1 protein-coding gene is annotated in these 1,485 nt (G+C 68.2%); it reads left to right on the top strand.

Annotated elements, in window-relative coordinates:
- The first annotated feature begins 102 nt into the window (after nucleotides 1-102).
- Nucleotides 103-1,134: an IS110 family transposase gene (locus tag MLGJGCBP_RS19935; protein WP_160097682.1), complete on the top strand. Its 1,032-nt coding sequence runs from the start codon at nucleotides 103-105 to the stop codon at nucleotides 1,132-1,134.
- Nucleotides 1,135-1,485: the final 351 nt, after the last annotated feature.

The following is a 1,485-nucleotide window of genomic DNA, read 5'->3' as shown; positions in this document are numbered from 1 at the left end:
CGGTTGATGTGATGGAAAAGGGGCGGGGGGCTCCCGCTCCTCATGGTTCCCAGCGGACGCTGGGGGTGTCAGACCCGAATCAAGAGGAAGGGTGGCCCCCTCATGTACGAGTATGAACCAGTCACGCAGTTCGTAGGTGTCGATCTGCACCGGCGGCGGTCGGTGATCGTCCGCCACAACGGCGAGGGTCAGCAGCTGTCGGTGGCCCGGATCGCCAACGACCCGGACACCCTCGGGCAGCAACTCGACGACGCCGGACCGCACCCCGAGGTGGTGGTCGAAGCCACGTACGGGTGGTACTGGGCAGTCGACGCGTTGCAGGCCGCCGGCGCCAGTGTCCACCTCGCACACCCTCTGGGTGTCAAAGGGTTTCGATACCGTCGAGTCAAGAATGACGTCCGCGACGCCTCCGATCTGGCGGATCTGCTGCGCATGAACCGACTCCCCGAGGCTTGGATCGCCCCACCCGAGGTCCGTGAGTTGCGGGAGCTGGTGCGCTACCGGGCGAAGCTGGTGGCGATCCGGTCGAGCCTCAAGGCGCAGGTGCACTCGGTGCTCGGCAAGGCCGGAGTCCAGATCGCGGTCTCGGACCTGTTCGGTGTCACCGGCCGAGCCAGACTTGCCCGGGTGCCGCTCGGCGAGGCCTACGCCCACCGGGTGCTGTCGCTGCTGCAACTCATCGACACCCTCGACACCCAGGAGGCGCGGTTCACCGCCCTGATCGCCCGCCGGCTCGACGGTGATCCCGGGTATCGGGCGATTCAGGAAATACCGGGTGTCGGTCCCGTCCTGGCGGCGATCTTCGTCGCCGAGATCGGGGACGTGCACCGGTTCTCGGGCCCGGACCGGCTGTGTTCGTGGGCCGGCCTGACCCCACGGCACCACGAGTCCGATACCACCGTCCATCGCGGGCACATCACCAAGCAGGGCTCGAAGCTGGTGCGGTGGGCGGCGGTCGAGGCGATTCAGCTGCACCCGAGCACCGCGAAGATCGTCGCCGACCGCACCCGGATCCAGTCCCGCCGCGGGAAGAACATCGCCAAGGTCGCCGCGGCGAGAAAGCTGCTCACCCTCGTCTACTACGGGCTCCGCGACGGACACATCCGCGCCCTGACCCGGCAGGTGGCGGCGTGAGCACCCCGGACGCAACACACGCGTGGCCGCGTACTTGTCTGACCCCCGAGGACTCTCGGCGTGGTCGCCGGTTTGATTGACCCCGTGTGTTGCCACCGCACCACTCCATGCCCATCACCGACCCCCCTTTCCGAGGAGCCTTCTGGCTGGGCGAAGGGATGACCGGTAGCCGAGGTGGCTCGGCCTACCCCCCCACCACTCGCATCACAGTGGAGACGTGCAACCCCCCCCATAACCTCATACACCCCCCGCCGGATTTCGGACCCCCGCAGCCAGTCTGCCTCGACCCGGATCCGCTCCCGACCGAGACCGTTCGTCCTCGCTGACGCTGCGGGCGCTGCGTCCCGCCCC

The sequence above is a fragment of the Rhodococcus sp. T7 genome (assembly GCF_009872365.1).
GTDB lineage: Bacteria > Actinomycetota > Actinomycetes > Mycobacteriales > Mycobacteriaceae > Rhodococcus_F.
The sequence above is the reverse complement of the archived record's forward strand: the minus strand, read 5'-3'. Positions and strand labels throughout refer to the sequence as shown.